At 67.3% G+C, this 25,957-nt stretch carries 22 protein-coding genes and 1 pseudogene; 14 read left to right on the top strand and 9 right to left on the bottom strand.

What is annotated here, in order from left to right; all coding sequences use genetic code 11:
* Positions 1-58 precede the first annotated feature (58 nt).
* The 3 genes and pseudogenes from MF407_RS03380 (at position 59) to MF407_RS03370 (ending at position 3,434) form a co-directional block, all read left to right on the top strand.
* Positions 59-1,740: pseudogene (locus tag MF407_RS03380) on the top strand (DUF885 domain-containing protein).
* A gap of 87 nt (positions 1,741-1,827) precedes the next feature.
* Entirely contained in the window at positions 1,828-2,079 is a 252-nt protein-coding gene (locus MF407_RS03375) for a hypothetical protein (protein ID WP_239701301.1), read from the top strand.
* Positions 2,076-3,434 carry a cation:proton antiporter gene (locus MF407_RS03370; protein ID WP_239701300.1) on the top strand — a complete coding sequence of 453 codons (1,359 nt, stop codon included), beginning with the start codon at positions 2,076-2,078 and terminating at the stop codon, positions 3,432-3,434. The genes MF407_RS03375 and MF407_RS03370 overlap by 4 nt, the downstream gene beginning before the upstream one ends.
* Before the next feature lie 158 nt (positions 3,435-3,592).
* On the opposite strand, the gene MF407_RS03365 is transcribed toward MF407_RS03370, so the two are convergent.
* Positions 3,593-5,398 carry an HNH endonuclease signature motif containing protein gene (locus tag MF407_RS03365; RefSeq protein WP_239701299.1) on the bottom strand — a complete coding sequence of 602 codons (1,806 nt, stop codon included), beginning with the start codon at positions 5,396-5,398 and terminating at the stop codon, positions 3,593-3,595.
* 274 nt (positions 5,399-5,672) lie between these two features.
* Between MF407_RS03365 and MF407_RS03360 the strand changes: the two genes are divergently transcribed.
* Positions 5,673-6,314, top strand: a complete 642-nt coding sequence (locus MF407_RS03360) for a Maf family protein (RefSeq protein ID WP_239701298.1) — start codon at positions 5,673-5,675, stop codon at positions 6,312-6,314.
* A 110-nt stretch (positions 6,315-6,424) separates the two neighbouring features.
* Here the strand turns inward: MF407_RS03360 and MF407_RS03355 are convergent, their stop codons facing one another.
* Positions 6,425-7,489: a YihY/virulence factor BrkB family protein gene (locus tag MF407_RS03355; RefSeq protein ID WP_239701297.1), complete on the bottom strand. Its 1,065-nt coding sequence runs from the start codon at positions 7,487-7,489 to the stop codon at positions 6,425-6,427.
* 125 nt (positions 7,490-7,614) lie between these two features.
* Between MF407_RS03355 and MF407_RS03350 the strand changes: the two genes are divergently transcribed.
* A complete protein-coding gene (locus MF407_RS03350) occupies positions 7,615-8,271 on the top strand; it encodes a hypothetical protein (RefSeq protein ID WP_239701296.1) in 657 nt (218 codons plus the stop codon).
* 54 nt (positions 8,272-8,325) lie between these two features.
* Here the strand turns inward: MF407_RS03350 and MF407_RS03345 are convergent, their stop codons facing one another.
* A complete protein-coding gene (locus MF407_RS03345) occupies positions 8,326-9,876 on the bottom strand; it encodes an acyl-CoA carboxylase subunit beta (protein WP_239701294.1) in 1,551 nt (516 codons plus the stop codon).
* The gene (locus tag MF407_RS03340) at positions 9,873-11,054 is read right to left on the bottom strand and encodes an acyl-CoA dehydrogenase family protein (protein WP_239701292.1); all 1,182 of its coding nucleotides are present in this window, start codon (positions 11,052-11,054) and stop codon (positions 9,873-9,875) included. The genes MF407_RS03345 and MF407_RS03340 overlap by 4 nt, the downstream gene beginning before the upstream one ends.
* 142 nt (positions 11,055-11,196) lie before the next feature.
* Between MF407_RS03340 and MF407_RS03335 the strand changes: the two genes are divergently transcribed.
* From MF407_RS03335 to MF407_RS03325, 3 genes are read left to right on the top strand one after another with little or no spacing between them, the layout of a single operon-like run.
* Positions 11,197-12,063 carry a MoxR family ATPase gene (locus MF407_RS03335; protein ID WP_205744748.1) on the top strand — a complete coding sequence of 289 codons (867 nt, stop codon included), beginning with the start codon at positions 11,197-11,199 and terminating at the stop codon, positions 12,061-12,063.
* Positions 12,060-13,430: a VWA domain-containing protein gene (locus MF407_RS03330; RefSeq protein WP_239701291.1), complete on the top strand. Its 1,371-nt coding sequence runs from the start codon at positions 12,060-12,062 to the stop codon at positions 13,428-13,430. The genes MF407_RS03335 and MF407_RS03330 overlap by 4 nt, the downstream gene beginning before the upstream one ends.
* Positions 13,431-13,482: 52 nt before the next feature.
* Positions 13,483-14,820, top strand: a complete 1,338-nt coding sequence (locus tag MF407_RS03325; protein WP_239701290.1) for a hypothetical protein — start codon at positions 13,483-13,485, stop codon at positions 14,818-14,820.
* 3 nt (positions 14,821-14,823) lie between these two features.
* Here MF407_RS03325 and MF407_RS03320 read toward each other — a convergent pair whose 3' ends face one another.
* Positions 14,824-15,981, bottom strand: coding sequence for a serine/threonine-protein kinase (locus tag MF407_RS03320; protein WP_239701289.1), 1,158 nt, complete (start codon positions 15,979-15,981; stop codon positions 14,824-14,826).
* Positions 15,982-16,155: 174 nt separating this feature from the next.
* Positions 16,156-17,001, bottom strand: coding sequence for an aldo/keto reductase (locus MF407_RS03315; protein ID WP_239701288.1), 846 nt, complete (start codon positions 16,999-17,001; stop codon positions 16,156-16,158).
* A gap of 94 nt (positions 17,002-17,095) precedes the next feature.
* On the opposite strand from MF407_RS03315, the gene MF407_RS03310 reads away from it, so the two are divergent.
* Positions 17,096-18,877, top strand: a complete 1,782-nt coding sequence (locus tag MF407_RS03310; protein WP_239701287.1) for a biotin carboxylase N-terminal domain-containing protein — start codon at positions 17,096-17,098, stop codon at positions 18,875-18,877.
* A gap of 79 nt (positions 18,878-18,956) precedes the next feature.
* On the opposite strand, the gene MF407_RS03305 is transcribed toward MF407_RS03310, so the two are convergent.
* Positions 18,957-19,556: a hypothetical protein gene (locus tag MF407_RS03305; RefSeq protein WP_239701286.1), complete on the bottom strand. Its 600-nt coding sequence runs from the start codon at positions 19,554-19,556 to the stop codon at positions 18,957-18,959.
* A 75-nt stretch (positions 19,557-19,631) separates the two neighbouring features.
* Between MF407_RS03305 and MF407_RS03300 the strand changes: the two genes are divergently transcribed.
* The 3 genes from MF407_RS03300 to MF407_RS03290 all read left to right on the top strand — a co-directional run bounded on the left by MF407_RS03300 (position 19,632) and on the right by MF407_RS03290 (position 21,035).
* A complete protein-coding gene (locus MF407_RS03300; RefSeq protein WP_239701285.1) occupies positions 19,632-19,835 on the top strand; it encodes a hypothetical protein in 204 nt (67 codons plus the stop codon).
* Positions 19,832-20,722 (top strand): acetyl-CoA hydrolase/transferase C-terminal domain-containing protein, encoded by an 891-nt coding sequence (locus MF407_RS03295; RefSeq protein WP_239701283.1) that lies wholly within the window; start codon positions 19,832-19,834, stop codon positions 20,720-20,722. Before MF407_RS03300 ends, MF407_RS03295 begins: the two co-directional genes overlap by 4 nt.
* A gap of 124 nt (positions 20,723-20,846) precedes the next feature.
* Positions 20,847-21,035: a hypothetical protein gene (locus tag MF407_RS03290; protein WP_239701282.1), complete on the top strand. Its 189-nt coding sequence runs from the start codon at positions 20,847-20,849 to the stop codon at positions 21,033-21,035.
* Between the two features lie 254 nt (positions 21,036-21,289).
* On the opposite strand, the gene MF407_RS03285 is transcribed toward MF407_RS03290, so the two are convergent.
* Positions 21,290-22,693: an NAD(P)H-quinone dehydrogenase gene (locus MF407_RS03285; RefSeq protein WP_239701279.1), complete on the bottom strand. Its 1,404-nt coding sequence runs from the start codon at positions 22,691-22,693 to the stop codon at positions 21,290-21,292.
* Positions 22,694-22,756: 63 nt separating this feature from the next.
* On the opposite strand from MF407_RS03285, the gene MF407_RS03280 reads away from it, so the two are divergent.
* Together MF407_RS03280 and MF407_RS03275 are read left to right on the top strand one after the other, a co-directional pair.
* Positions 22,757-23,593 (top strand): purine-nucleoside phosphorylase, encoded by an 837-nt coding sequence (locus MF407_RS03280; RefSeq protein ID WP_239701277.1) that lies wholly within the window; start codon positions 22,757-22,759, stop codon positions 23,591-23,593.
* A 13-nt stretch (positions 23,594-23,606) separates the two neighbouring features.
* Positions 23,607-25,238 carry a phospho-sugar mutase gene (locus MF407_RS03275; protein WP_239701275.1) on the top strand — a complete coding sequence of 544 codons (1,632 nt, stop codon included), beginning with the start codon at positions 23,607-23,609 and terminating at the stop codon, positions 25,236-25,238.
* Between the two features lie 90 nt (positions 25,239-25,328).
* On the opposite strand, the gene MF407_RS03270 is transcribed toward MF407_RS03275, so the two are convergent.
* The gene (locus MF407_RS03270; RefSeq protein ID WP_239701273.1) at positions 25,329-25,955 is read right to left on the bottom strand and encodes a PH domain-containing protein; all 627 of its coding nucleotides are present in this window, start codon (positions 25,953-25,955) and stop codon (positions 25,329-25,331) included.
* Between the last annotated feature and the right edge of the window lie 2 nt (positions 25,956-25,957).

Raw genomic sequence — 25,957 nt, 5'->3', positions numbered from 1 at the left:
CCGAGTCTAGGCACCCGTCCCCGGCCCGCCCCGGCACCTGCCTTCCGCGCCGTCACAAATGCGGTGTCGACCGGACGGACGACGGGATAGGTTCGAGCGCGTGACTTCGAACCGCGAATACACCGCCATCGACCGGATCGCCGACGACCACCATGACGCGACCGTCGCCCTCAGCCCACTGACCGCCACCTACCTCGGCGTGCCCGGGCACGACCACGAGATGGACGACTTCTCGCCCCCGGCCACCGGGCGAAGGCCGACCTCGCTCGGCAGACGCTCACGAAGTTGGACGCAGCGCAACCGGTGGACGACGTCGACCGGGTGACGCTCAGCGCGATGCGCGAGCGCCTCGAGCTCGAGGTCGAGGCGTTCGAGGCCGGCATCCCGCTCGCGTCCCTCAACGTGATCGCGTCGCCGCTGCAGGAGATGCGCGACATCTTCGACCTGATGCCGACCGACACCGACGAGCAGATCGAGACCATCGGGCGTCGGATGCAGACGCTGCCGAGGGCGCTCGACCAGTGGTTCGAGTCGCTGGCCGAGGCCGCGTCCCGTGGTGATGTCGCCGCCAAGCGCCAGGTCGAAGCCTGCATCAAGCAGACCGAGGACCACACCGCGGACGACGGCTATTTCACGACGTTCGCGCAGCAGCACCCGCAGATCGCCGACCAGATTCGTTCTGCCGCAACGGCTTACGCAGACGCAGGACGTCGCCTGCGTGAGGAGATCCTCCCGAAGGCGCCGGAGGCCGACGGCTGCGGACGCGACAAGTACCCGCTGTACAGCCGCCAGTTCCTCGGTGCCGCCGTCGACCTGGAAGAGACGTACGCCTGGGGGCAGGAGGAACTCGCGCGGATCACCGCCGAGATGGCCGCGGTTGCCGAGCGCATCCAGCCCGGAGCCACCGTCAAGGAGGCCACAGCTGCTCTCGACGCCGACCCGAAGTACCAGTTGCACGGCACGGACGCGCTGCAGAAATGGATGCAGGAGAAGGCTGACGAGGCGATCACCGAACTCGCCGGAGTGCACTTCGACGTGCCCGAACCCGTCCACACCATCGAGTGCATGATCGCCCCGACCCAGTCCGGCGGCATCTATTACACCGGCCCGTCCGACGACTTCAGCCGTCCGGGGCGCATGTGGTGGTCTGTGCCGAAAGGCGTGACCGAGTTCGGCACCTGGCGCGAGCTCACCACCGTCTATCACGAGGGGGTCCCGGGGCATCACCTCCAGGTCGCGCAGACGATGTTCCGCAGCGAACTGCTCAACAAGTGGCGCCGCATGGATGCGTGGACCTCCGGACACGGTGAAGGTTGGGCGCTCTACGCCGAGCGGCTTATGGACGAACTCGGCTACATGGACGACCCGGGCAACCGCATGGGCATGCTCGACGGTCAGTCACTGCGTGCGGCCCGCGTCGTGCTCGACATCGGGTTCCACTGCGGTTTCGAGGCACCCGAGGAAGTGGGCGGTGGCGAATGGACCTACGACAAGGCGTGGACCTTCCTCAACGCGCACTGCGACATGAACGAGGGCTTCCTGCGCTTCGAACTCGACCGATACCTGGGCTGGCCGGGGCAGGCCCCGTCGTACAAGATCGGCGAGCGCCTGTGGATGGAATTGCGCGCCGAGGTCGCCCGCCGCGAAGGCGAGGACTTCGACCTCAAGACCTTCCACCGCCGCGCCCTCGACATCGGCAGCGTCGGCCTCGACACCTTGCGTGAGGCCGTTCTCGCCTGATCTCCTTCATGCACACCGCGTTCGGTATGACGGGAGCGACAGCAGCGCGCGCTACAGGATGAGCATTCGCGGGGTCATACTGACGCGGTGGAATTCGCCCAGATCACTCTTGCCCTGCTCGCCGTGGTCGTCGCGGTCACGGCGGTCTGTCGACGGTTCGGCCTGTCGGCTCCGCTGATCCTCACCGCGATCGGCGCGGTTGCCTCGTTCGTGCCGTGGATGCCCGACGTACATGTCGAACCGCACGTCGTCCTGCTCGGATTCCTCCCGCCGTTGCTCTATGCCGCGGCGCGCTCGTCATCGTCAGCCTGTCCATCGAGGCGTCCACCCATGAAGTGACGGGAGTCGACGTCCTCGTCTCGTTCCTGCGTTCCTCGCTGGGCGGCATCCTCATCGGACTCCTCGCCTATCGGCTGATCCAACTGGTGCGCCGCCACCTGCGCGACACGACCACCAACGTCGCGGTCTCGTTCATGACGCCGTGGATCGCCTACATCCCGGCCGAACTCGTCCACTCCTCCGGTGTCGTCGCCGTGGTGGTGTGCGGCGTGATGTTGGCGCACACCTCCCCGGTCGATCAGACACCGTCCGCCCGCGTGGCGCAGCGGATGAACTGGGGCACGATCCAGTTCATCCTGGAGAACCTCGTCTTCCTGCTGATCGGCCTGCAGGCGCGCACGATCCTGCAGGAGATGCAGGCCTCGCCGCTCGGTCTGGGACGCAGCGTGCTCGTTGCGACGGCGGTGCTGGCGACGGTCGTGGTGGTGCGACCGGTGTGGCTGCTGGCATGGGCCTGGGTGCGTCGTGTCAGAGGTACAGACGGCGGTCTCTCCGTGCGCGAGAGTGCGGTTGCGTCCTGGGCCGGCATGCGCGGAGTGGTCACACTGGCAGCCGCGTCACTGCTGCCAGAGGACGCACCCGAACGCGGCGTGCTCGTCTTCACCGCGCTGGTCGTGACGCTCGGCACCCTCATCCTGCAGGGCTTCACCCTCGGCGCGGTCGCCCGCAAGCTTGACCTGCACGGACCCGACCCGCGCGAGACGGCGCTGCAGTACGCGCAGATGTTGCAGATGGCAGTCAACGCCGGGGAGCGACGACTGAACGAGGAGATCGCGAAGTCTCCCAATGTCCCCGAGCCGACCGTCGAAGCACTCCGGGACCAGGCGAAGCGACGGGTCAACCCAGCATGGGAACGACTGGGCCGCAACGATCCCGACGTCGAGAACCCCTCGACGACCTATCGCCGGCTGCGTGAATCGATGCTCGATGCCGAACGGGAGAAGCTGCTGAAGCTGCGCGACAAGGGCGTCATCGACCACGAGGTGCTGGTCGAGATCATGGCCGGCATCGACGTCGAGGAGTCGATGATCGCCCAGAACAACGACCGCGACGAGCGGGTCGGCGACGACACGCTGTTGACGCCGCAGGAGCGACAGTTCGGGTGCGAGGAACTGCGCGAGGCGCCGGACACCGTCGAACCGCTCTCCCACGACAGTTGCCCCGAGTGCATGCGGGACGGGCTCCACCCGGTCTCGTTGCGGCTGTGCCTGACCTGCGGGAACGTGGGCTGCTGCGACTCGTCCGTCGGCAAGCACGCGAGCGCGCACTTCGAACGCACCGGCCACCCGGTGATGAGGTCCTTCGAGCCGGGCGAGGCGTGGCGGTGGTGCTACACGCATCACCTCCTCGGCTGACTGTGCTCCACCGGCGGGACACCTCGAGCATCCACGTGGACCCGACCATCTGGTGGGCGCGCGCACCGGGTGCCGTTCCATGTTGCTCGACGTGACTGACACGTGAGGCCGCGGGCTATCGCTGACCGCAGGTCGATGGTGGACACGACGTCGGTCCGTCAGAGGCCTTCGGTGTCCCGGTAGGTCTGTAGGAGTCCGGGTTCGGTGGTGTAGGTGCGGCCGGTGGGTGAGGTCCAGGTGCACACGCCGGCGGTGTTCATGACCACCTGCCAGCCGCTTTGTTTCATTTTGTGGTGGTGTCGGCACAGGCATTGCAGGTTGGTGTCGGTGGTGGGTCCACCGCGTTGGTAGGCGGTGACGTGGTCGGTGTCGGTGAACACTGCGTGCCGGGCACACCCGGGTGCTCGGCAGTGTTGATCGCGGGCTTGGATCCTGCGGCGCATCGTCTCGGGTGGTCGGTACGCCTGTGAGGTGTCCTGGTGGATGAGTTCGCCGGTGAGTGGGTTGAATTCGACCCCGGTGGTGGTGATCGTGGTGGCGTTCTGGATGAGTGCTTCGATCCCGTACCCGGACAGTGCGCCGACGCGGTGATGGATTCCCAACGCAGTGCTGTTCGTGACGCTGTTCGCCCCGCAGTTCTTGGCGTTGCGTTTGCTGGTCAACAGTCCGAGTGCTTCACCGCGGGTCACGGTCTTCTTGGATGACCTCCCCTTGCTGGGACCGGGTGTGTCACCGCCGGTGCCGCCGGGACCGTTCCCGCCGCCGCCTGGGTTGCCGCCTAAGCGGCCGTCGTCGCCGTCATCGCCACTGTCCTCCTTGCCGCGGTCACGACCGTAATCGCCGTTCCTGTTCGCGTCCGCAGAGTTGTTGCTGCAGCCCTGGCATGCGGTGGGAGTAAGGATCTGAATATCAAGGATGTAGTTCAGGTTGCGGGTGACGATCTCGTACAACGCGTCGGCCCGGTACTCACCCAGGAGTTTCTCGGCAGCGTCTTCACTGGTGTCGGACCGTTTGAGATCGTAGGCGCGTTTCTCGACCAGGTCACAGATCTCCGCGACCTGCGCATCGGGCAGGACCGCGGTGAAGGACGCCAACCCGGGGGTGGGGTGGGGATCGAACCACACCCCGGTCTGCTGCGCCTTCGTGCGCTTGTGGGTCTTGCGGGCGGCTGCCGCCTCGAACCTGGTGAGGAGGGTGCGGGTGGAGCGGCGTGCGGACGCCGCACCCCGGCAGTGGATCTTGCGTTGAAGGATCGTGTCTTCGATGAGTTCGCAGGTGTCGGGGCGGGCGTCCTGCAGTTCGGTCGCGACCGCGGTCACGGTGTCCAGGTTCGCCACACCAGCAGCCACATCCGTGAGCAGGACCGGTGTTTTGGTGGCTGCCCACACCGATTTGCGCACCAGCTGCGACGCGGCGATGCAGGACAGGCGCAGTTCGGCCGCGACACCATCAGCAGCGAACTCACCCACATGCCCCGGCTCGTGTTGCACGAAGTCAGTGCAAGTCACGTCGTGGGCGTCCCAGCGGGCGTACTGACTGATCGAGATCGCCCGGACGGCGCCGGCGGTGTTCATCACCGAGTGCGCCACCCGGATCGATTCCTCGAACTGCCGGGTCTGTGTCACCCAGTGATCCTCGTCGTCACCCTGGTCGCCATCACCTTGCTCACCGGCCGTCTGTTGGTCGATCCCGGTGAGGTCGGTGAGGTCGTCCTGCGTGAAGAACTTGTCGCCGGCTGCGTCCACGGTGAACGGGTCGTCGCTGTTGAGGCGTTCGAACACGTTGTGTGCCAGCAGTTGGGCGATGAGCAGTTGGATGGTGGCGGGGTTCGCGCCTGGTACCAGTTCGGGGTGCGATGCCAGTTCGATGGCTGCGTCGACACCGTCTTCGAGCATCACTGCTTCGAGCAGATCGCGCGGGGTGATCGCGTCGCGTCCGAGGGGTTTCGTCGTGGTGTTCGACATGCCCACATCGTACACCTGTTCGAACCGAGTTGGAATGGTGTGACCGGATGAATGTCGTTTGTGGACAACCGAATTGGTTACTCGCGGGTTGTGGAGAATGCGTGGTTGAGCGGTCGTGGTTGGGCGGTCGTGGATGGTTGCCTTGGTTTCGGCGCGTACGCCCTCGTCCCTCGGGCGTTCGGCTCAACCAGCGGCGCTACGTACGCCTCGTGCCCCGGGCGTTCGGCTCCACCGGCGGTGCTCACGATCAAGGCCCGGACAGTACGGTGAGCGGGTGCGATTCGTCCTTGCTTCTGCCTCCCCTGCCCGCCTGGCAACCTTGCGCTCGGCCGGCGTCCAACCGGAAGTCCTCGTCTCCGGCGTCGACGAGCCGGCGGCGACCGCCGAGGCCGAGAAGCGGTACGGCGCACTCGAACCCGCCGGTGTCGCGTTGATCCTCGCGCGTGCCAAATGCGAGGACGTTGCCGGTCGGGACGAAGCGGGCGACGCGCTCGTGCTCGGCTGCGACAGCGTCCTGGAGTTTGAGGGGGCGGCCCACGGTAAGCCGTCCGACTCGAGCGATGCGATCGCCCGCTGGCAGCGGATGCGCGGCAAGTCGGGCATCCTGCACTCGGGCCACTGGCTGATCGACAACCGGGACGACGGCACGGGTGCCACCTTCGGTGTCACCGCGAGCACTGTCGTGCACTTCGCCGACATCGACGACGAGGAGATCGAGGCGTACGTCGCCACCGGCGAACCTCTGTACGTGGCAGGCGCATTCACCGTCGACGGACTCGGCGGTCCGTTCGTCACCAGCATCGAGGGCGATTACCACAACGTCGTCGGAGTCAGCCTGCCCGCTCTACGCGAACTGCTGCAGGAGATCGGCATCTCCTGGCACGAACTGCGCCCTGCACCAACAGAATCTGTGTGAGGTTCCACCCTTCGCGGGAGAACCTCACGCGGTCCACGGCTTCGTCGCGCCGCCCGCCGGAACGTGGACGACACCGAAGCTATGGACCCTCGGTCACAGAGTGAAGCTAGTCACCCGTCCAAGTTCCGATCGTCCCGCTGGCGGAACACCCGGGACGGCATCTCCTGGGTCTCGCCCTCGCGCAGTTGCTCTTCCTGGTCGGCTCGTCGGCGCTGCGCGCGTTTGACCTCGAAACTGACGTCGATCTCCTCGAAACCCTTGGCGCGCATCGATTTGGCCTGGCCGACGTAGGCCTTCTGGTCGCCCTCGGTGAGCTCGACGTCATCGGTGAACGGAGTGAGCAGCGCCCGCGGGTACAGATGCTTACGACGCACCACGTCGATCTCCAGGGACAACACGATCAGTGCGGCAGCCGCATAGATGAACGCGATCATGCCTAGCACGAACGCGAAAATGCTGTTGATGGCAGACGCCTGCTTGATGACGGTGTTGACGTAGGTGGCTCCGTAGGTCTTCAGCGCCTCCCACCCGATCGCCGTGACCACCGCACCCACCCAGAGGTCAGCCAGACGCAACGAAGCGGCGGTGGCCATTTGGTAGGCGGCGAGGAACACTGCGGTCGACATCAGCACGCTGAGCAGGTGGATTGCGAGCGTCGCCGGTGTGCCCGAGATGTACCGCGTCACGAAGATCGAGGCTGCGGTGGTCAGCAGTAATCCGAAGCCGGCCGTGACCAGCAGGATGAACGAGCGGCCGCGCGCCGCAAACGGGTTGGGACGGCTGTTGCGCGGCACCTGCCAGACGACGTTCGCCGCGTACTGCAGAGCTTGTGCGGCGCCCAGTGCTCCATACAGCGCACCGAGCACACCGATGACCACGGCTCCCGTTCCGCCGTCCAGGGCTGCCGGTGCCTTGAGTTGGTCACCGATCACCGGGAACTCCCCCAATGCCGAGTTGAGCAGCGTGTCCTGCCACTCCGGTCGGCCACGCAGGATCCAACTGAGCACGGTCGAGGCGAGCAACAGCACGGGGAACAGGGAGATGAATGCGTAGTAGGTCAGCAAAGCCGCCAGGTAGGCGCCGAGATCGTCGAAGAACTTGTAACCGACCGCGATCGGGTAGCCCAACACCGGATAGCGGCGTTGGATCGCGTCGACCCGGTCGGAGAAGGACATGCTGGCAACCTATCCCGGGGACGCCACTGGCCTGCGCTGGGCGATCGGGTCGCGTAGCGTGTCCAACGAGTCGCACCAGGAGCGCGCTGCACCGCTCTCACCCGAGAAATGGTTTGGATTCCTCGATGCCTGATCCGCACGACCCCGACAAGACCGGGCCGGTCGACGACGACCGGCCCGGTATCATGGACTTCTTCGACTCCGATTCCGGTGATGACCAGGAGTACGCCGGCGAGCAGTACTACGCCGAGGACGACGACGCGCAGGGCGGCGGACGCTATTCCGCCGGCGGTGGCATCAGTCCGGCACTCGCCGCCGCTGCCGGCGTGCTGGCTCTGCTGCTCGCAGGATTCACCTGGTGGGCCGGGCGCGCGAGCGCGTCCGGGGACGGGGAAGCGTCCACCACCGTGACCCAGCCGGCGCAGACGGTGACGGTGAGCCCCTCCGGACCATCAGCCCCGACCTCCACGAGCGCCCCGTCGACCACCCGGCCGGGTGCCGCGCCGAATGCAACGACTGTGACCACGACGGTCGTGCAGCCGGGTGGCACCGTCACCCGTACCGTGCCGGCCCGCACCGTGACGCAGCCAGGTTCCGTGCGCACCGTGACCAGCAGTGCCGCCGCTACGACCGTCACCACGACGGCGACCGCTGCGCCTCAGGTGAGCACGGTGACCACGACGCAGACCGTCACCGCACCGGCGCCGCCACCACCCCCGCGCCCGCCGGCCAGCACCGTGACGGTCACCACGACGGTCGTCGTGCCCCCGGGGCAGAACTGACGCATACGTACGAAGCCCCCGCTCGATCGAGCGGGGGCTTTCGTGCGTCGCTGGTCAGACCGGTGGGATCGAACGGCGTCGGGTGCTGAAGTGTCGGTCGCGGCCGGCCGCGTACCGCAACCGGTGCAGCAGCTCGGTGCGCAGCGAGGACGCCTCGACGACGCCGTCGATCACCAGATCCGCGGCCAGACGTTCGAGGTCGACGTCCTCGAGGTACTCCTCGCGGCGGGCTCGCACGAACGTCTCGCGCTCGGTCTCGTCCTCAATCGCAGCGATCTTGTTGGCGTAGACGGCGTTGACCGCGGCCTCCGGACCCATCACGGCGATGCGCGCGGTGGGAAGTGCAAGCGTGGCGTCAGGACCGAATCCCGGGCCACCCATCGCGTACAGCCCTGCGCCGTAAGCCTTTCGGATCACAACACAGAACTGCGGGACGGTCGCCGACGACACTGCGGACACCATCTTCGCGCCGTGTCGGATGATGCCACCCCGCTCGACCTCGGATCCGATCATGAAGCCGGGCACATCGGCCAGGTACAGGATCGGGATGTTGTAGGCGTCGCACATCCAGATGAATCGCGCGGCCTTGTCGGCGGAGTCGGTGAACAGCACGCCGCCCTTGACCGCCGAGTTGTTGGCCAGGATGCCGACCGTGCGGCCCTCCATCCGACCGAACCCGACGACGAGCTCAGGGGCGAACAGCGGCTTGACCTCGAAGAAGCTGTCGTCGTCGACCAGGCCGTCGATCACCTCGTGGACGTCGAACGGCTGGCTCTCGACCTCCGGCACAGTGTCGTCGGTGAGCGGTTCGCTCGGCTCCTCCGGGTGGTACACCGGCCCCTCGGAGTGCCAGTTCAGCGGGAGGTAGGAGAAGAACAACTTCGCCAGTTCGATGGCCTCGGTGTCGTCCTGCGCGAGCAGGTCACCGACGCCGGACTGTGTGCAGTGCATCCGTGCGCCGCCCAGGTCTTCGAGTGATACCTTCTCTCCCACAACCATTTCGGCCATGCGCGGCGACCCGAGGTACATCGAGGCGTTGCCCTCGACCATGATGATCAGGTCGGTGAAGGACGGGATGTACGCGCCACCGGCGGCCGACGGGCCGAACAGGCAGCAGATCTGCGGCACCTTTCCCGACAACGCGACCTGGTTGTGGAAGATGCGTCCGGCCCCGCGGCGCCCGGGGAACATCTCGACCTGGTCGGTGATGCGTGCACCGGCGGAGTCGACGAGCCAGAAGACCGGGAGATCCTCGCGCAGCGCCATCTCGGTGGCCCGGACGATCTTCTCCACGGTGCGCGAGCCCCACGACCCGGCCTTCACGGTGGGGTCGTTGGCGATGACGATCGCCGGACGCCCGTCCACCGTGCCGCGGCCGGTCACCACACCATCGGCGGGAAGACCGGCCGCCGTAGCGTTCGCATACCGCCCGTCCTCGACGAACGACCCTTCGTCGAAGAGCAGCGAAATGCGTTCTCGCACATAGAGTTTGTTCTGCGAGTCGAGCTTGGCCCGGGCTGCTTCCGAGGGCGCGTCGGACGCTTCGTACGCCGCCTTCAGCCGACCGCGGACATCCTCGACCCGTGCGTCCTTGGGGTGGGTCACGACGGCAGTCCCAGACCACGGGCGATCAGCATGCGCTGCACCTCGGAGGTGCCCTCACCGATCTCCAGGATCTTCGCGTCGCGGTAGAACCGCGCCACCGGGTACTCCTCCATGAAGCCGTTGCCACCGAAGATCTGCGTCGCGATGCGGGTCGCCGTCACGGCGGCCTCGGACGAGTAGAGCTTGGCGATGGACGCGGCCTGCTTGACCTCACCGAGGCTGCGACGTCCGGCCTCCATCTCGTCCTTCAGCCAGGCGGCCTTGTAGGTCAGCAGGCGCGACGCCTCGACCATCACGGCGAGATCGGCAACCTGGAACGAGACGCCCTGGTTGACGCCGATCGGACGGCCGAACGCGATGCGGGTCTTGGAGTATTCGGTGACCGCTTCCAGACACGCCTGGGCCAGGCCGACAGCGAGCGCCGAGATGGCGATGCGTCCATCGTCCAAGGTCTTCAGGAACTGTTTGAACCCGTGACCGCGTTCGCCGAGCAGGTTGTCTTCCGGCACCACGCAGTTCTCGAACGTGAGCCCGTGGGTGTCGGAGATGTGCCAGCCGAGCTTGTCGTACGGCGGCTCGACCGTGAATCCCGTTGTGCCCGAGGGGATCATGATCGCGCTGATCTCAGCCTTGCCGTCCGCGGTCTCACCGGTCCTGGCGGTGACGGTGACGACGGAGGTGCGGTCGGTGCCGGAGTTGGTGATGAAGGCCTTCGCACCGTTGACGGTCCATTGACCGTCGGCCAACGAGGCGCGCGTCTTGGTGGCGCCGGCGTCCGAACCTGCCTCGGGCTCGGTCAGGCCGAAGCCGGCGAGCGTCCTGCCGGCGACGAGGTCGGGCAGCCACTGCTGCTTCTGTTCCTGCGTGCCGTACGTGAGGATGGGGTTGATTCCCAGGCCGACTCCCGCCGACAGCGTGATGCCCATCGACTGGTCGACACGGCCGAGTTCCTCGATCGCCAGACAGAGGTAGGTGAAGCCGCCCTCGTCCAATCCAGCCCCGCCGAACTCCTCCGGCACCACGAGCCCGAACAGGCCCAGCTCGCCCATCTGCGGCACCAGCTCCGACGGAAAGTGGTGCTCGCGATCCCACTGCGCGACATGCGGCGCGATCTTGGCCTCGGCGAAGTCACGCACGAGGCGCCGGAAATCCTCGTGGTCCTTGGACAGCTCGAACATCGGGTGCGGCCTTTCACTTGTGGCGTGGGTCACGATTGCGCGGTGTCGTCAAGGTAACAGCGGTCCCTCGCCGCCTGCCCACCTGCCCGAGGGCTGCCGCCGACCGGACCAGTGCAACGGCAAGGGCGCGATACCCAGCAGGATGGGAGGCATGAGTGACACCTTCAGCAGCGTCGACGACTCCCGCGAGCGTCTGGCCGGCACCGGCTACCTGGCCTCGGACGCGATAGCGACCACCGTCTATCTCGCCGCTGCGCTCGGCCGTCCGATCCTCGTCGAGGGGCCCGCGGGCGTCGGCAAGACCGCGCTCGCGAAGGCCATGGCCACCGCGACGGGTCGTGACCTCGTCCGGCTGCAGTGTTACGAGGGCGTCGACGAAGCGCGTGCGCTGTATGAGTGGAACCACGCCAAGCAGTTGCTGCGCATCACCGCCGAGAAGGACGCCGATTGGGAGCACGTGCGCACGGACGTCTTCGGTGAGGAGTTCCTGCTGGAGCGGCCGCTGCTCAAGGCCGTGCGCAGCGACGCCCCCGTCGTGCTGCTGGTCGACGAACTCGACAAGGCCGACGAGGAGATGGAAGGCCTGCTGCTGGAGCTGCTCTCGGACTTCCAGGTGACGATTCCGGAACTCGGCACGATCGCAGCCCGCCACCACCCTCTGGTCGTCGTGACGAGCAACGCGACGCGTGAACTGTCCGAGGCCCTCCGCCGACGGTGCCTGTTCCTGCACATCGACTACCCGAGCGCCGAACTCGAACAACGGATCGTGGAACTGCATGCTCCCGGCATCAACGAGGCCACTCGTGACTCGCTGGTGCGCGTGGTGCGTGCGCTGCGGGAGGGCAATCTGCGCAAGCCGCCATCCGTCTCCGAGACTGTGGACTGGGCTCGCACCCTGCTCTCGCTCGGCGCCGACGAATTGGACGCAGAGTTCGTCGAGGCCACGCTCGGGGTGCTGCTGAAGCACCAGGACGACATCGAATCCGCCCGAACCGCACTGAAATTGTGAGCCTTCCGCGAAACCTCGTCGGCCTCGCCGAGGCGATGCGGACGCATGGTCTGGAGGTGGGTTCGACCGAGACGACGACCGCCGCACAGGCGATCGAGGTGCTCGGCCTGGACGACCGCCGCACCCTGCGGGAGGCGCTTGCCGCGACGATGGTGCGCTCGGCCGACGGCCGCCCGGTCTTCGATCAACTCTTCGACCTGTGGTTCCCGTCCGCCCCCGGCGCCCGCACCACTGATCTCGCGGACGCCGACGTCGACGCCCTGCGCGAGGAACTGACCCGGGCACTCGCCGACGCCGACGAACGACGGATGGACGAGATCGCCGCGGCCACACTCGAACTGCTCGGCCGGGTCTCCCCCGACGACGAATCACGGGGCTGGTCCTCGGCCCAGGCGGTCGACGCGCTCGCGCCGCAAAGGCTCATCGCGCCGGCCCAGGAACTGGGGCGCGGCAACGGGGACGAACAGGGCGAAGGGCAGGGGTCAGGTTCGGGCGGGTTCACCGACCGCATCGACCGAGATGAACTGCGTTCACGGGTGGCCGAATTCAGGCAGCGCGTGGAGTCCGAAGCGCGGCGGCGCAACACCGCCGTCCGACCGAAGGAACGCATCGCGCGGTACGGAGTCGACGGGCCGGCCGACCAGCGCGACTTCCTCGCGATGTCCAGCAAGGACCTCGACGCCATGAAACGCGAGCTCGATCCGCTGGCCCGCAAGCTCGAAGCCAAGCTCAGCAGGAGGCGCCGGGCCCACCGGGGCGGCATCGACGTCCGGCGCACCCTGCGTACTGCGATGGCGACCGGCGGCGTCCCGCTCGACCCGGTGTACGAGCAACGCAAGCGGCACCGTCCGGACATTGTGCTGATCGCCGACATGTCGGGGTCCGTGGGCGGCTTCAGCGGGTTCACCATGCTGCTGATGCAGGCGATGCAGAACCAGTTCCGACACGTGAAGATGCTCGGTTTCGTCAGCAGCGCGGCCGACATCACGCACGTCGTGAAGGACGCGCCCCCGGGCGTCTCGCTCACCTCGTGGGCGTTGTCCCAGGCGGCTCTCACGGCGCGTGGACGCAGCAGCAGCTACGGCACCGCGTTCGCCGACGTCCTGGCCGAACACGGTGATGCGATCGGCCATCGCACCACCGTGCTCGTGCTCGGTGACGGACGCACGAACTACGCCGACCCCGGCGTGGACGCCCTGCGGGAGATCGGCCGGAAGTCACGAACCACGGTGTGGCTCAACCCGGAACGCAGTTCCTCCTGGGGCACCGGCGACTCCGCGGCCGATGACTACGCACGGGTGATCACCATGCACGAGTGCCGCAATGTCGCGCAGTTGCGCCTGTTCGTCGAACGTCATCTGGTGTGAGATCCACGCGCCGGTCAACGGATCTCAGGCGTCCGCGGGTCATACTGTGCGCGTGCGTTTCCGGAAGTCTGCTGCCGCCGTTCTGACCAGTGCCGCCCTCGTCGCAACCGGCACTGCACCCGCGCATGCCGCGATCGAACCGCAGGCGTACGGCACGTCCGGCAAGCAGGTGACTCTCGCGACCGACAAGACCGGGGGCCCGGAACTCAAGGCGGGTCTCTACCAGGCCGAACTCCCCAACGACGGATCCCCGCGCACCTTCACGATCAACCGCAACCAGATGCGCACCTTCCTGGCGAGCGTGCTCACCGACGAACGCGAGGGCAAGGCGCTCAAGGCAACCGGTGAGCACAAGACCAAGGTGTCGATCCTCGACGCCAAGGGCGACGATTGCACCTCCGACACCGGCACGTTGAGCAAGGGCGCCGCGCTCACCTTCATCAACGTGAACGTCGGGGTGGACGACGACGAGGACCTGTCCCGCGGCAATTACCTGGGCGGCACCTGCCGCGAATCGACCAAGCTGTCGATATCGATCGAGCACACCGGCATTCCCGCGAACGGCAGGACGAAGGCCGAGATCCTGCTCACCGACGAGCCCAAGGGCACCGGCAGCGTCGGGTCACCCGCGACGGTCGCCCAGACAGCCACTTTGAAGGCACCGGACGGGACAGTCCGGGGCGAGGTCGCACCCGGAAAGGGTTTCGGCGACGCCGCGACCCTGGTTGCCGGCACGCATTCACTCAAACTCGGCGTCGGTACGCAAGCCTTCTACAAGGTCCGCCTCGACTGGGGACAGCGCCTGGCCGCCACCCTGCGCGTGCCCGGCAAGGACACCAACTTCGCCTCCCCGATCGCTGTCGAGGTCTCGACGAGGATCTGGACGCCCCAGCGGATCGCCCTGGACGCGAACCCGAAGGATTACCAGTACTCCGACTCCCTCTCGATGTCGGCCAACAGTTCCAAGGGCGCGACGATCGGCACCTACACCGCACCTGTGCTGTGGGCCAATCGGTCTGCGAAGTCGGAGTCGGGCAACGAGGTGCCGCAGGCCAGCCTGCAGTGGACGACCACGCCGGGCTGGTACTACGTGACGGTGTGGACCCGTCCGGCGTCCTTCTCATCCAGCGATGAGCCGATGCCCGACTCCGTGCCCCCGATCCCAGCCGACCTCAACATCGCTGTGGTGGGCGACGTCCAGCAGGGGCCGACCTTCGTGAACACAGGCGGCGCAAAGCTTGCTCAGCCGGGCAAGGGCGAGATGAGCATCGGCCAGGGGGTGCAGACCGGGGCCCCGTTCCCGTGGGCGAAGGTCGCGCTCAGTGCGCTCGCCGTGTTGGCGGCAGCGATAGCAGTGTTGTGGGCCCTGCGTTCTCGGCGGCAGGCCTGAGCCTCAGCTCGTAGCGGTCCAGACGTACTTACCGTCCTGCTCCGAGCAGGTGCGCAGCACGCCGTTCTGGTCGCGTTCGGACGTGCCGACGTCCGACCAGATGCACTCGGCGCCGAGGCGGGCCTTGCCCGGCTCGTCCGTGGGCCCGTTGTCCTTGGGGACCCAGATCGCGGTCAGCGCCGCTGCGGCGACCAGGGGCGCACCGACGAGGACCGCAACGCGCTGAAGATTCTTGGCTCGTGCGGCACGATCGACCGCGCGGTGTGCACGATTCGTCGACTGCGCGGGCGCTGCGACATTGCCGGCCATCGGCATCGCCGCGGTCGGACGCCGTATGACGGTTTGATCGCCGCCGAGGGGCGCGGTGCTGGCGTCGGTCGGTCGGAAATCACCGGCTGCTTCTCCGATGGGGGGCAGGTCGCTGCGGACGTCGATCGCCGACTGCTTCTCCCACGCCACCGGCTCGATGGCCCGGCGCGCTTCGGCCGCGCTGGCCGGACGACGGTTGATGTCCGGGTCGGCAAGGCGAATCACTGTGTCCCACAAGGCGTCCGGCACACCGTCCGGACGCGGCGGCAGGTCGAGCGCGTCGGTGCGGACGTGTGCCCGCGGCTTGTGCCCGGTCAGCAACTGGATGCCCATCATGCCGACGGCGTACAAGTCGGACCTCGGGTCAGGGTCGTAGCCGCGCAGCTGCTCGGGGGCGAGATAGCCGGGGGTACCCATGACGATGCTGTGGCTGGTCAGACGGGGCGCGTCGACGGACACGGCCACGCCGAAATCGGTGAGCCACAGGTGCGGCTTGTCGGTGCCGGTCGCGGACAGCAGCATGTTGGCCGGCTTGATGTCGCGGTGCACGACGCCCTGCTCGTGGACGGCGGTCAACGCATCCAGCAACTGACGCAGCAACTCGGCCGCATACGGTGCGGGCAGCTTGCCGTGCCGGTGGGCCAGCCCCGAGACGGATCCACCTTCGACCAGCGGCATCGCGATGAGCACGCGGTCGTCGACACCGGCCCAGCTGAGCGGCGTCACCACATTGGGGTGGTGGATGCGCATACCCTGCTCGCGCATGAACCGCAGTAGCGAACCGGCGTCGGACTGGCGCAGCACCTTCGCTGCGACCACGGTGCCGTCGCGTAGGTCGTACGCGCGCCACACTCCCCCATGCCGCCTTCGCCGATCATGTCGATCAGCTCATAGCGGCCCGCAATCACTTCTCCCACGAAGCAGAACCTTAGGCGAACCGCCGAGTGGCCGGGCTGTGAACCAGCGGCCGGGTCATACCCCGGCCACCGGTTCACAACCCGGCCACTCGGTGAGAAGAAGCAGAGATCAGGCGTTGAACTCCGCCGGATCCGGGCCGAGACGCTTGCCCGAATCGAGGGCTTCGATCGCATCCATCGCAGCCTTGGAGAGCTCGAAGTCGAAGACGTCCAGGTTCTCGGCGATGCGTTCCGGCGTCACCGACTTGGGGATCACGACATTGCCGAGCTGGAGGTGCCAGCGCAGGATGACCTGGGCGGGCGTCTTGCCGTACTGCGACGCGATATCGGTGATCGTGGCGTCGGCGAGGATGTCGCCGCCCTGACCGAGCGGGCTCCACGCCTCGGTGACGATGCCGAACTTGTCGTGGAACTCGCGCAACTGCTTCTGCTGGAAGTCCGGGTGCAGTTCGACCTGGTTGATCGCGGGATACTCACCGACCGTGTCGTGCAGCTCCTGCAAGTGCTCAATGTTGAAGTTGCAGACACCGATCGCTCGCACCTTGCCCTGGTCGCGCAACTGCATCATCGCCTTGTACGTGTCGACAAAGGCTGCGTTGGACGGCACCGGCCAGTGGATGAGGTAGAGGTCGATCGGGCGGCCGAGGCGCTCCTGCGAGGCGTCGAACGCCGCGAGGGTCTTGTCGAAGCCATGGTCGTCGTTCCACACCTTGGTGGTCAGGAAGACATCGGACGGCGCCAGTTCGCTGTCGGCGAGCGCGCGGCCGACGCCGGCCTCGTTGCCGTAGATGCGGGCGGTGTCGATGCTGCGGTAGCCGACGCGCAGGGCCTCGGCGACGGCCGGGGCGGCGGCGTCGTCCTCGACCTGCCAAACGCCGAAACCGAGCTGCGGCATCTCGACCGAGGTGTCGCCGGCGCGCAGGGAAATGTTGGGGATGGTGGGGTTACCAGTCATGCCCGATGCAGCGATGCATCGCCGCCCGATATTTCCTACCGTTCGGTTTTGCCCCTCGAATGTGGCCTCGCCCACATCCGGATAGGCTCAGGCCATGCCCGAACTGCGCAAGGTTCTCATCGCCAACCGCGGCGAGATCGCCGTCCGAATCGCCCGCGCCTGCAAGGACGCCGGCATCGAATCGGTCGCCGTCTACGCCGAGCCCGACCGCGACTCGCTGCACGTCAAGGTCGCCGACGAGGCATACGCCCTGGGCGGCTCAACACCGGCCGATTCCTACCTCGTGCAGGAGAAGTTGCTCGAGATCGCCGAGCAGTCGGGTGCCGACTCGGTGCACCCCGGCTACGGCTTCCTGGCCGAGAATGCCGACTTCGCGCAGAAGGTCATCGACGCCGGCCTGATCTGGATCGGTCCAGGCCCCGAGGCGATCGACAGCCTCGGCGACAAGGTGAAGGCGCGTCACATCGCACTGGCCGCCGACGCTCCGCTGGTGCCCGGCACCAAGGACCCGGTCGAGGGCCCGGACGAGGTCGTCGAGTTCGCCAAGGAACACGGTCTGCCGGTCGCGATCAAGGCGGCGTACGGCGGTGGCGGACGCGGGTTGAAGGTCGCCCGCACCATCGAGGAGATCCCCGAACTGTTCGACAGCGCGGTCCGTGAAGCGGTCACCGCGTTCGGTCGCGGCGAGTGCTTCGTCGAGCGCTTCCTCGATCACCCGCGCCACGTCGAGACCCAGTGCCTGGCCGACCAGCACGGCAACGTCGTGGTCGTCTCCACCCGCGACTGCTCGCTGCAGCGCCGCAACCAGAAGCTCGTCGAAGAGGCACCGGCTCCGTTCGTCACCGACGAGCAGCACGCCGAACTCGTCCGTGCGAGCAAGGAGATCCTGCGCAAGGCCGGTTACGTCGGCGCGGGCACCTGCGAGTTCCTGATCGGGCCGGAGGGCCACATCTCCTTCCTCGAGGTCAACACCCGCCTCCAGGTGGAGCACCCGGTTTCCGAAGAGGTCACCGGAATCGACCTGGTCCGCCAGCAGTTCCGGATCGCGGCCGGCGAGGCGCTCGACTTCGACGACCCCGAGCCGCACGCGCACTCCTTCGAGTTCCGCATCAACGGCGAGGACGCCGGCCGCAACTTCTTCCCCGCCCCCGGCACCATCACCACGATGGTCGTGCCGAGCGGCCCCGGCGTGCGGTGGGACGCCGGCGTGGTCGAGGGCGACACGATCGCCGGCGCGTTCGACTCGATGATCGCCAAGCTGATCGTCACCGGCCGCACCCGCCAGGAAGCGCTCGAGCGGTCCCGCCGCGCGCTGGACGAACTCGTCATCGAGGGCATGCCGACGGTCGCGCCGTTCCACCGCGCAGTCGTCTGCGACCCGGCATTCGCACCGAACGACCCGGACGAGAAGTTCACGATCCACACCCGCTGGATCGAGACCGAGTTCGACAATCAGATCGAGCCCTTCGGCGGCGCCGCCGGCGAGGCTCCCGAGGCCGCCCCGCGGCAGTCGCTGGTGGTCGAGGTCGGTGGCAAGCGCATCGAGGTGTCGCTGCCCGGCGACCTGCAGCTCGGCGCTGGCGGCGGCGCAGCAGGCGGCCCGAAGAAGGCCCCGAAGCGCGGCCGGTCCAGCGGCGGCGGTCAGGCCGCGAGCGGCGACTCGGTCACCGCTCCGATGCAGGGCACGATCGTCAAGATCGCGGTCGAGGACGGTGCCACCGTCTCCAGCGGAGACACGATCGTCGTGCTCGAAGCGATGAAGATGGAGCAGCCGATCACCGCCCACAAGGACGGTGTCGTCTCGGGCCTCAAGGCCGACATCGGCGAGACCGTCAGTGCAGGCGCCGTGATCGCGCAGATCAAGGACGCCGAGTAACCACCTGCGCGACTCCGGTCGCTATGACGACCAGGCCCCTTGACTACGCCCGTAGTCAAGGGCCTGGTCGTTATTGCGCTCAGTCAGTCTCCAGGTCGGACATCGCCTTCACCAACAGCGAGACGGTGCTGGCGAGATAGGCCTCGCGTTCGTCCGCGGGCAGGCTCAGCGAACCGATCGCAACACCTTCAAGGGCCGCGACGACGGTCTGCGCGCGCTGGTGCGATGCGCCCTTGTGCTCACGTTCGACGACACTGCCGACCAGGTCGACCAGCCCGCGCCGCCAGGCACGCATCGAATCCTGCAACGAGGGGGTGCGGACGGCTTCCAGGCTGAGCTCGCTGATCGTGAGCAACAGAGCCGGGTCGCGAACCCAGCCGAGCAGCAACTGCGTTGTGCCGTCAATCGCGCAGGTCGGGTCGTCCGTGCCCACCGGCAGTGAATCGGTGAGCTGCTGGACGTCGTGCATCAGACGTCCGGCGACGTGGTCGGTGAGAGCGGTGAGCAACGCCAGCCGGGTTCGGTAGTAGACCGAGCAGCTGCCCTCGGGCAGGCCCGCGGCGCGGTCGAGTGCTCGGTGAGTCAGGCCACGCAATCCTGATTCGCCGACGACTCCGATCGCTGCGTCGAGCAGATGGGTCTGGCGGGCGACGGTTCCTTCAGGTCGTGGCGTGGTCACCGCAAGAGACTGTCACAATCGACGACGAGCCGACACCCGTCAGGGTGACCGGTCGAGACCGAGACGAGGTAGCCGATGTCCTGGGGCAACGTGATCCCACTTCTGTTGTTCACCGCTGTCATCGTGGCGGTGCTGTTCGTCGCCGTTCCCCGTGCCCGGCGCAACCGGCACAAGGTGTGGGAGGACGCCGGCCTGATGCCGCACCAGATCGACCACGAGGCACCGTCCGGCCGGACCGAAGACGCGGAGGCGGACGACCCCGGCCGGGACCGTCGATGAAGACCGTCACGACGGCGCAACTGCGGTCGCGGCTGTCGATGCTCCAGGGACGCGCGAGGGTTGTCGTGAGCGGCAACCTGGCCACACCGTGGAAGGCCGTCGAAGCCCTCGACCACGCGGTGCCGACCTACATCCTGAACATCCTCAACGGCGGCGAGGGGATCCCGGCCCGCGAGGGCGTCATCGCCGAGACCTGCTTCGTCGGAGCCGGTCAGCGCCACCACCCGGCACTGTCCTACGTTCCCTGCCGCCTATCGATGGTGCCGGACGCGACGCTGGCCGCACTGCGTGACCGTAAGGACCTGCGCGTCTGGACGGAGATGTTCTCCGACGGTGTTCTCGATCTGGAGGAACGCGGCGCCATGGACCACACCACGCCGATCATCACCTCGTTCGTCGCCGGTTCGCAGCGCTTGTACGACTGGCTGGACGGCAACCGTCGCGTGCTCATGCAGCGCACCGAGCGTACGAACGACCCGGCGCTCATCGCGCGACAGCGCGGGATGGTCAGCATCAACACCGCGCTGCAGGTCGATCTGTTCGGCCAGGCCAACGCCTCCCGCATCAACGGACGTATCCATTCGGGGTTCGGCGGTCAGACCGACTTCATCGTCGGTGCGATGCACTCCCCCCGGCGGACACTCGTTCATCGCGCTGCGCTCCTGGCACCCCAAGGCGGACGTGTCGACCGTCGTCCCCGCCTCGCGGACACGACGACGAGCTTCCAGCAGAGTGCGATCGTGACCGAACAGGGCATCGCGTTCCTGCTCGGTAATGACGAGAAGCAGCAGGCGACCGAGATCATCGAGAAGGCAGCACATCCGGACGTTCGGGATGAATTGCGTTCCGCTGCAGCAGAATTTGGTCTGGACAACCCGATCTATTGAACGTCGTGGCGCGTCCGCGTCGCGCGTGACAGAGGTCACGCACCGTTCGTTTCGACCTTGCTCACTACAGGTGTAGTGTCGTAGACAGATCGAGCACTACACTTGTAGAAAGGCAGTCGTCACCATGAACATGATCCCCGGCTTCTTCACCGGTTTCACCATCATCACCGCCATTGCGCTCGTCGCGATGATCGCCGTCCTGGGTACCTGGACGGTGCAGTTCTTCGCCCGCAACCGTCAGCAGCGCGTGGCCACCCGTCAGCCCCTGGTCCGCTACTACAGCAACCTCGGCCAGCACTCCTTCTCTCACTGATTCTCAGCTGACTCAACCACGGCAGGAACAACGAGAACCCGGCCACCTTCGCTGGTTGGGGCCTCGACCTGAGGAACGAAGGCCGAGGTGCCGAAACCACCGTAGGAACAACGAGAACCCAGCCCGACGTGGCTGGGTTCTCGCGTTGTCGCACCTTGGTTTCGGCACCTGCGGATTCCTTCGTCATCCGTAGGGCTCAACCAGCGGCATTCGTCGGTTCTCGCGTTGTTCGTGCCTCCCCGCGGGGACCGGCCTCAGATCTCCGACTGGTGCAGCCGGCGCGCGGCCTCGGCGATCGAACCGGTCATCGACGGGTAGACCGAGAAGGTCTGGGCCATCTGATCGACAGTCAGGCGGTTCTGTACGGCCAGGCCGATCGGGTAGATCAACTCGGACGCCTGGGGCGCCACGACCACTCCACCGACGATCGTGTTCGAGCCGGGACGGACGATCAGCTTCACGAAGCCGTCCTTGATGTTGCGCATCTTCGCCCGCGGGTTGGTCGACAGCGGCAGCGTGACCACGCGGGCCTCGATCCGGCCCTCGTCGACGTCCGCCTGGGAGTAACCGACCGTGGCGATCTCGGGGTCGGTGAAGATGTTCGCGCAGACACCGCGCAGGTTCAGCGGGGCGACCGCGTCGCCGAGTGCGTGCGCCATGGCAATTCGTCCCTGCATCGCGGCCACGGACGCCAGCGGCAGCACGCCGGTGCAGTCGCCGGCGGCATAGATGCCAGGCACGGAAGTGCGGGAGACACGGTCGACGCTGATGTGACCCGACGGCGTGAGGTCGACACCGACCTCCTCGAGTCCGATGCCCTTGGTCTGCGGAATCGAACCGACGGCCAACAATGCGTGCGAACCCTCGACCGTCCGGCCGTCCTCGAGGGTGACCGTCACCTTGTCGCCGTCGCGCACCGCGGACTGGGCACGCGAGCGGTTGAGCACCTGCATGCCACGGCGACGAAAGACGTTCTCGATGACGGTGGCGGCGTCGGCGTCCTCGCCCGGAAGCACGCGATCGCGGGAGGACACCAGCGTCACCTTCGAACCCAGGCCGAGGTAGGCGTGGGCGAGTTCGGCACCGGTGACACCGGAACCGACGACGATCATGTGCTCCGGCAGTTCCTTCAGGTCGTAGATCTGCTGCCAGGTCAGGATGCGTTCGCCGTCGGGCATCGCCGACTCCATCACCCGCGGTGTGGTGCCGACCGCCAGCAGGATGACGTCTGCCTTGATCTCCTCGGGTTCGGCGTCCTGCCGCACCAGACGCACGGTGGAACTGTCGACGATCGAGGCCGAACCGTGCACGACGCGGCAGCCGACGCTCTCGACCTGAGCGCGGATGTCGTAGCTCTGTGCCTTGGCCAGCTTCAGCACGCGGGTGTTGACCTCGGTGATGTGCGCCTCGGCGTGCTGGTCCTCCTCGTGCCCCTCGAAGTGCACACCCAGACGTCCGGCCGCCTTGAAGCGCGACATGAAGTCGGAGGTCGCGATCAGCGTCTTGCTCGGGACGCAGTCGGTGAGCACCGCAGCGCCACCGAGTCCGTCCCTCTCGACGATCGTGACGGCGGCGCCGAGTTGCGCGGCCACCAACGCGGATTCGTAGCCACCGGGACCGCCGCCGATGACCACCACTGACTTCTGTCGACCAGTCACCCGCCCATCCAACCACGCAGTAGGTCGTGTGTTCCGGGGGTCCGGCTGGGTACTGTGGCGGCCGTGACGAACATCAAGACGCAGACCGCCGACTTCGCCGACGTCGACCCCTTCGAGCTCGCCGATCAGGCGGCACGGCGGATACGGGAGCTGTCCGGCGTCGACAAGCACGACGTGGCGCTGGTGCTCGGTTCCGGTTGGGGTGACACCGCCGACCGGCTCGGCGAAACCGTCGCCACGATCGACAACGAGCAGGTGCCCGGATTCGCCAAGGCCGCCGTCGCCGGCCACAAGGGCACGATGCGATCGATCCGCATCGAGGGCACCGACAAGCACGCGCTGGTCTACGGCACCCGCACGCACTACTACGAGGGACGCGGGGTGCGCGCGGTCGTGCACGGCGTCCGCACCGCCAAGGCCGCCGGGTGCGACACCGTCGTGCTGACCAACGGCTGCGGCGGGTTGAACCCCGACTGGACTCCCGGCACGCCGGTGCTGATCAGCGATCACGTGAACCTCACCGCGAACTCGCCGCTCGAGGGCGCGACCTTCGTCGATCTCACCGACCTGTACTCCTCGCGCCTGCGGGAGTTGGCCCGCACCGTCGACCCGGACCTGCCCGAGGGTGTGTACGCGCAGTTCCGTGGGCCGCACTACGAGACGCCCGCCGAGGTGCAGATGGCCAAGGTGCTCGGCGCCGATCTGGTCGGCATGTCGACCGCGCTCGAGGCCATCGCCGCGCGCCACGTCGGCCTGGAGGTCCTCGGCATCAGCCTGGTCACCAACGCGGCCGCCGGCATCAGTGAGGTGCCGCTGTCGCACGAGGAAGTCATCGACGCCGGCAAGGCTGCAGCGAGTCGCTGCGCCGACCTGTTGTCGCAGATCGTCCGCAAGCTCTGAGCGAGGTTCCGTCATGACCCAGGTGCACGACGACGTCCGCGAGTGGATCGCCGACGACCCCGACGCCGAGACCGTTGCCGGCCTGACCAGCCTGCTGGAGCGCGCCCAAAGCGGCGATGAGAGCGCGGACGCCGAACTTGCCGACCGGTTCTCCGGTCTGCTCGAGTTCGGCACCGCCGGGCTGCGCGGCGCGCTCGGTGGCGGACCGAACCGGATGAACCGCGTCGTCGTGCTGCGTGCTGCTGCCGGCCTGACCGCGTACCTGCAGGAATCACAGGGTCGCCCCGACGTGACCGTGGTGGTCGGATTCGACGCCCGCCACAACTCAGACGTCTTCGCCCGCGACACCGCGGCCGTCGTCGTGGCAGCCGGCGGACGCGCGCTCGTGCTCAGCCATCCGTTGCCGACGCCGTTGTTGGCGTTCGCGATTCGCCACCTGGGCGCCGACGCCGCAGTGATGGTGACCGCCAGCCACAACCCGCCGCAGGACAACGGTTACAAGGTCTACCTCGGCGACGGCAGCCAGATCGTTCCACCCGCGGACGCCGAGATCGCCGCTGCGATCGACCGCTTTCCGCGCGCGGCTGATGTCGCTCAGGCCGACGGCGGCTGGGAGACGGTCGACGACTCGATCATCGACGACTACCTGGCGTCGGTGACGTCGGTCGTCGAGGCGGGCGGCCCGCGCGACCTGCGGATCGTGCACACCGCATTGCACGGCGTCGGGTCGGCCACGATGATCGACGCCCTGCACCGCGCCGGCTTCACCGACGTCCAGCCTGTCGCCGAGCAGGCGGAGCCGGATCCGGAATTCCCGACCGTCAGCTTCCCCAATCCAGAGGAGCCGGGAGCGATCGATCTTGCGCTCGCCGAGGCGCGGAAGGTGGGTGCCGACATCGTCATCGCCAACGACCCCGACGCCGACCGGTGCGCCGTCGCGATCGAGGACGCCGGCACCTGGCGAATGTTGCGCGGCGACGAAGTGGGTGCGCTCCTGGGTCACCACTTGGTGCAACGCGGTGTCGCCGAAGGCTCGGTGTTCGCCAACTCGATCGTCAGCTCTCGTCTGCTCGGCGCAATCGCCCGCGCCGCGGGCATCGCCCACGAGGAGACACTCACCGGGTTCAAGTGGATCAGCCGCGTCCCCGGTCTGCGGTACGGCTACGAGGAAGCGCTCGGCTACTGCGTCGATCCCGCAGGCGTCCGGGACAAGGACGGCATCAGTGCCGGTCTGTTGATCGCCGAATTGGCTGCGGACTTGAAGGCCACGGGGCGTTCGATCCCGGACGTCCTCGCCGAACTCGCCCGCACCCATGGCGCCCACCTCACCGACAGCTTCTCGGTGCGGGTCGATGACCTGTCGATCATCGGACGCATCATGCAGCGACTACGCGACAATCCGCCGGAAAACGTTGCTGGACAGTCGGTTTCCCGCAGGGAGGATCTTGCGGAAGGGTCGGACGCGCTGCCCCCGACGGAGGGCCTGCGCTACTACCTGGCTGACGACACACGCATCATCGTGCGTCCTTCAGGCACCGAACCGAAGCTCAAGATCTACCTCGAAGCCATCGGTGACGACGCTGCCGAGACCGCGCAACGACTCGCGGCCGTCCGGGCCGAGATGGAGGGTCTCACCACCGCCTGACCGGGACGGTTCTCGCCTTCCACCGAACCGCACGAGGTCTCGATCGCGGCGCTCGCACCTGCTTGACCAGCCCTCCTCCGAAGCGGCCGACTACAGGCTGAGGAAGCCGATCACGACGGCCAGCAGGCACGCGGCCCAGCCTGCCGCGGCCACCGGCGAAACGGTGCGGTGAATCTCGGGCTCCTGTTCGGCGATCGCACCCTTGGCGACGGCCCGCTCGTAGTCGGCCTTGGCCTCGTCGATGGCCGAGGCGACCGCGCCGGCGGACCCGGACCGGTGCTCCTGTCCCATCGGCACATCGGTGCCGGTGGTCGGGAGCAACTGTCCACCCGGCGTCGGGGTGACACCCCCGGTCATCTTCGGACGCTGCGCCGAGATGGCCCAGGAGGAGTACGCGTCGCCTTCCGGTGAAACCACCTTGAGGTTCCAGCGGGCCTCGGTCATGTCGACCGCCGGCCACGTCATCCGGATGTCACGGACGAGATTCTCCAGACGGACCCCGTCGGCGCTCAACCGCACTGCGGGACGGACGAGAATCAACCAGACCACCCCCGCCGCAGCCAACAGGAACGCGGTGGCACCCACCTCGAGCCCGGACGCGACCGCGAGCGCGACGAGCACGACCAGAAAGACGCCGACCAACACCCAACCGGTCACGTACGCACCCCGCTGGCGGAAAGTGCGGACGGGGTTGCCCGGATTCTTGTCCTGTGACACTG

The organism is Yimella sp. NH-Cas1, from assembly GCF_022359705.1.
Taxonomy (GTDB): domain Bacteria; phylum Actinomycetota; class Actinomycetes; order Actinomycetales; family Dermatophilaceae; genus Yimella; species Yimella lutea.
Note: the sequence above shows the minus strand (reverse complement) of the source record. Positions and strands in the feature narration are given on the sequence as shown.